This is a genomic window from Sphingopyxis sp., assembly GCF_036402335.1.
Taxonomy (GTDB): Bacteria; Pseudomonadota; Alphaproteobacteria; order Sphingomonadales; family Sphingomonadaceae; genus Sphingopyxis.
Genome location: NZ_DASWTD010000202.1, coordinates 1 through 4,974, shown reverse-complemented (window position 1 = coordinate 4,974; position 4,974 = coordinate 1). Strand labels below are relative to the sequence as shown.

Genomic DNA, 4,974 nt, shown 5'->3' with positions numbered 1-4,974 from the left:
AGCTCGCGCCCTGCGCGAGCCGGGAGCCCGGCGATAAGGGCGGCGCGCCCCTCCTCCGTCAGATAGGCCGGATTCCACGCGATACAGGTCGCGCTTGGCGTGCAGACATTGTCGGTGTCGCCGGGGTTGTTGAAGTTGAAGGTGCGGCCGGCGAACAGGCCCTGCGCCAGTTCCTGCTGAATGAAATCGAACTGGTTACGGTCATAGGACCGGCCATAGCCACCAAAGATCGCGAAACGCTTTTCGTCGTCGAGCGCATAGGTGAAGCCGAGGCGCGGCTGCCAAGCTCCCTTGAATGCCTTTCGCTCGCTGCCGGTCGAGATATAGTCGTTGATATCATAATTGGCATTGGCGAGGTTCGTATAGGGCGGCGTCACCGTGCCATCGGGGTTGGTGTAGCCCGCACGGCCCGCGACGAACTCGGCGATGGCCGGATCATGGGCATAGTTCAGGAACGCCGGCGTCCGCTCATAATCCCAGCGCAGGCCGATGTTGAGCGTCAGGCGGTCGTCGACTTCCCAATCGTCCTGCGCATAGATCCCGAACTGGAAATTCTTCGACGTGATGTTCGGATCGCCGCCGTTGACCGGCGCGTTAAACGTCATCCGATAGGGGATGGTATCGTTGAATGTGCCGGGCGGTGTCCCCGCCGGTTCATAGGTCGCATTATATGTGAAGAGCGGATTCAGGTTTTGCGTGTTGGCGTTGAGTTCGACCCATTTCGCCTTCACGCCCACCTTGAACGTATGGCTTTCGAGGCCGGTCCAGGTGAAATCGTTCGAGACCTGCCAGCCCTTCTGGCCCTTGTCCTGGAAATTGGAGCCGGCGCCGATACGCAATATGTCGCCGCGCCGCGGCGCAGTCGCGGGCGGGATCGGCGGCAGGATGGCATTGAACAGCGACACATTGCCGAAATTGAGCGGCCGCGGGTTCCAGGTCACATCCTCATAGGCGACTTTGAAATCATTGACCCAGGTGTCGGCGGTATGCTCCCAGCGCGCGAGGCCGCGCCATTCCTTGACCTTGGTGATCGTCGCGGTTTCGGCGGCCAGGAAACCGTTGTTGAGCTCCTCGCCGCTCTCGTCGCGATATTTGACCGAAAATTCGAACAGATCGTTCGCGGTCGGGGTGAAATTGATCTTTCCGAAATAGAGATCCTCATTGAACGACGATGTCCGCGCGCCGAAGGCATCCTGATATTCGGTCGGGAAGAAGCTGACAGGCAGGTCGAGCCCCGGCTTGATCTCGCGTGGCTCGACGCGGCGCTTGCCCTCATAGGTCACAAAGAAATGCAGGACATCCTTGATGATCGGACCGCCGAACGCACCGCCGAACTGCATGTCCTTGGTGCGGACCTTGGGGATATAGGCCGGGAAATTCTCGCGCGGCAGCCGGTCGCGCAGGCTCTGGTTGGTGAAGTCGAAAAAGCCCTCGCCATGGAATTCGTTGGTGCCCGACTTGGTCACCGCGGTAATCGCGACCGAACTGACCTGATCATATTCCGCCTTATAGTTTGACGAAATGACGCGATATTCGCCGATGGCGAGCTGCGGGAAGGGGTTGCCCTGCGTCGTATCCTGGCCGCTGATGCCGCCCTTCAGCACATAGTCCTTCTGCCCGATGCCGTCGATGAAGACGTTGATCGCATTGGCACCCTGCGCGCCGCCGCGCAGGCTCGTCTGGTTGGCGCTGTTGGTGAGGAACTGAACGCCCGGCGCCAGGTCGGCAAAAGCGAGGAAGTTGCGGTTGTTCTGCGGCAGCACCTCAATCAGCCGTTGCGAGATGTTGGTGCCGACCTCGCCGCCTTCCATCGAACGGATGCGGCTGCCGGTCACGATGATTGCGTCATCGCCCCCTTCGGCAATGTCGGGCTGCGAGAAGTCGAAGTCGAGCACCGCATTCTGCGCGACGTTGAGCGCGAACTCATCGGTCTGGCGCTTGCCCTGCGGCGTCGTGAGCTCGAGGCGATAGGTACCGACGGGCAAGGAGGAAAAGCTGTAGCCGCCGTTGGCGCTGACGGTCGAGGTGCGCGTAAGGCCGGTCTTGACGTTGACCGCGGTCACTTCGGACACACCGCCCTCGGCCTTGACCGTGCCGCGCAGCGAGGCGCCGGCCACCTGGGCGTGCGCGGGCGCGGTTACCGCGACCGCAAGAGCCGTGGCGGCGCTGCCCCACGCGAGTGCGGCGGCGAGCGAACGAGCGCGCGATCGACGCGCGGCAACGGTCTGAAATTCATATGGAAACTTCACGGCATCCTCCCTGTAATTTGCCCCGACATTCCCCGCGCTGGTTCGATTTGCCGCCCGGCCTAGCCACCGTGCAGCAACGAGTCGCAGGAAACCGCGTCGTTGTTTTTTTGATTTGTAACCGGTTTCACGATCACTGTATAGAGGGAAGCGACACGGATGAATGCGATCGGGGACCAGCCGGTTTTTGGCCGAATTTGGCCAATCCGCGTGAGAATCTATAAGCAAACCCGACCGGGAAGGACGAATCATGCCGCCGATGACGCGCAACCTGACATGCCTGACGCTGGCCACCCTGATGGTGGCCGGACAACTCGCGCCCGCCCCCCTGATGGCCAAACCCGCAACCGACACGAGTCAGGCGGCACCTGCGGACTCGACGGGCTGGATGCGCCCCGATCCGAAGATGGACCGTTTCATCGCCGACCTGATGGCAAGGATGACCCTCGACGAGAAGGTCGGCCAGTTGAACCTCCTGACGAGCGATTGGGAATCGACGGGTCCGACGATGCGGGCGGGTTATCAGGACGATATCCGCGCCGGTCGCGTCGGCGCGATCTTCAACGCCTATACCGCCAAATATACCGCCGAACTGCAGAAGCTCGCGATCGAGGGAACGCGGCTCAAGATTCCGCTCATCTTCGGGTATGACGTGATCCACGGACATCGGACGATCTTCCCGATCTCGCTGGGCGAGGCGGCGAGCTGGGACTTGCAGGCCATTGAAAAGGCAGCGCGAATCTCGGCCATCGAAGCATCGGCCGAGGGCATTCACTGGACTTTCTCACCGATGGTCGACATCGCGCGCGATGCGCGTTGGGGGCGTATTTCGGAAGGCGCGGGCGAGGATGTCTACCTCGGCAGCCGGATCGCCAGGGCACGCGTGCGCGGCTATCAGAGTGACGATCTGTCGCGGCCCGACACGATCCTCGCGACCGCGAAACATTTCGCCGCCTATGGCGCGGCACAAGCGGGGCGAGACTATCACACCGTCGACATCTCCGAACGCACGCTGCGCGATATCTACCTACCGCCCTTCAAGGCGGCCGCCGATGCAGGTGCGGCAACCTTCATGACCTCGTTCAACGAACTCGACGGCGTCCCCGCGTCCGGCAGCCGCCATCTGCTGACCGACGTGCTGCGCGATCAATGGCGCTTCAAGGGCTTCGTCGTAACCGATTACACGTCGATCAACGAAATGGTCCCGCACGGCTATTCGAAAGATCTGAAACAGGCGGGCGAGCAGGCGATCAACGCCGGGGTCGACATGGACATGCAGGGCGCGGTCTACATGGAGAACCTCGCCAAATCGGTCACCGAGGGCAAGGTCGACATCCGGCGCGTCGATGCCGCGGTAAAAGCCGTCCTCGAAATGAAGTATCGCCTCGGGCTGTTCGAGGATCCGTATCGTTATGCGAACGAATCGCGCGAAAAGGCGACAATCTACAAACCCGAATTCCTCGAAGCCGCGCGCGACGTGGCACGCAAGTCCATCGTATTGCTGAAAAACAAGGCAGGCACCCTCCCCCTCGCCGCCACGGCAAAGTCCATCGCGGTCATCGGTCCCCTCGCCAACAGCAAGGAAGACATGATCGGCAGCTGGTCAGCGGCAGGCGACCGCAAGACGCGGCCCGTGACCTTGCTCGAAGGTCTGCAGGCCGGCGCACGCAAGGGAACCGCCGTCGCCTATGCAAAGGGGGCAAGCTACGCCTTCGAGGATGCCGGGAAGACCGACGGTTTTGCCGAAGCGATCGCGCTGGCCCAAAAATCGGACGTGATCATCGCCGCGATGGGCGAGCGCTGGGACATGACGGGCGAGGCCGCGAGCCGGACTTCGCTCGACCTGCCCGGCAACCAGCAGGCGTTGCTCGAGGAGCTCAGGAAGACCGGCAAGCCGATCATCCTCGTGCTGATGAGCGGGCGCCCGAACAGCATCGAATGGGCCGATGCCAATGTCGATGCGATTCTTGAAGCCTGGTATCCGGGTACGATGGGCGGCCATGCGATCGCCGATGTGCTCTACGGCGATTACAACCCGTCGGCCAAATTGCCCGTCACCTTTCCGCGCAATGTCGGACAGGTGCCGATCCATTACGACATGAAGAACACCGGCCGCCCGATCGAACTCGGCGCGCCCGGCGCGAAATATGTCTCGCGCTATCTCGATGCACCGAACACGCCGCTTTATCCGTTCGGTTACGGGCTCAGCTATACCAGCTTCACCTATTCGCCGGTGACGCTCGACAAGGCGGCGGTACGACCGGGCGAAACGCTGACTGCGAGCGTTACGGTGACCAACAGCGGCACGCGCGACGGCGAGGAAGTGGTGCAGCTTTATGTCCGCGACCTCGTCGGATCGGTGACGCGCCCGGTAAAGGAGCTCAAGGGCTTCGAGAAGGTCAGCCTCAAGAGCGGCGAGCGACGCACGATCCGTTTCGCGCTGACCGACGCGGATCTGGCCTTCACGCGGCAGGATATGAGCTGGGGCAGCGAACCCGGCCAGTTCAAGCTGTGGATCGGCCCCTCGTCGGCCGAAGGGTCCGAAGCCGCATTCGAACTGACCGAATAGTCGATCTTGCCGTGGGTGGCGGGCCGGGTTACCCGATAAAAAGTGAGTCCCGACACGCCACCCCCGCCTTCCGCGTTCGCGCCGTTCCGCTACCCGGCGTTTCGCGCGATCTGGATCGCGAACCTCGCGTCGAACATGGGGTCGATGATCCAGTCCGTC

General features: G+C 62.2%; 3 protein-coding genes. 2 read left to right on the top strand and 1 reads right to left on the bottom strand.

Annotation, left to right across the window (positions count from 1 at the left end; all coding sequences use genetic code 11):
* Positions 1-2,249, bottom strand: a 2,249-nt coding sequence (locus VGD20_RS06430) for a TonB-dependent receptor (RefSeq protein WP_331133661.1), incomplete at its 3' end; no start/stop codon positions are given.
* Between the two features lie 247 nt (positions 2,250-2,496).
* On the opposite strand from VGD20_RS06430, the gene bglX reads away from it, so the two are divergent.
* Positions 2,497-4,815: a beta-glucosidase BglX gene (gene bglX, locus VGD20_RS06425; RefSeq protein WP_331133660.1), complete on the top strand. Its 2,319-nt coding sequence runs from the start codon at positions 2,497-2,499 to the stop codon at positions 4,813-4,815.
* A gap of 42 nt (positions 4,816-4,857) precedes the next feature.
* A partial coding sequence (locus VGD20_RS06420) for an MFS transporter (protein WP_331133662.1) occupies positions 4,858-4,974 on the top strand: 117 nt, incomplete at its 3' end.

What these genes read in the sequence shown, in the direction of transcription:
- bglX (WP_331133660.1), top strand. Translation starts at nt 2,497, where the DNA reads ATGCCGCCGATGACGCGCAACCTGACATGCCTGACGCTGGCCACCCTG.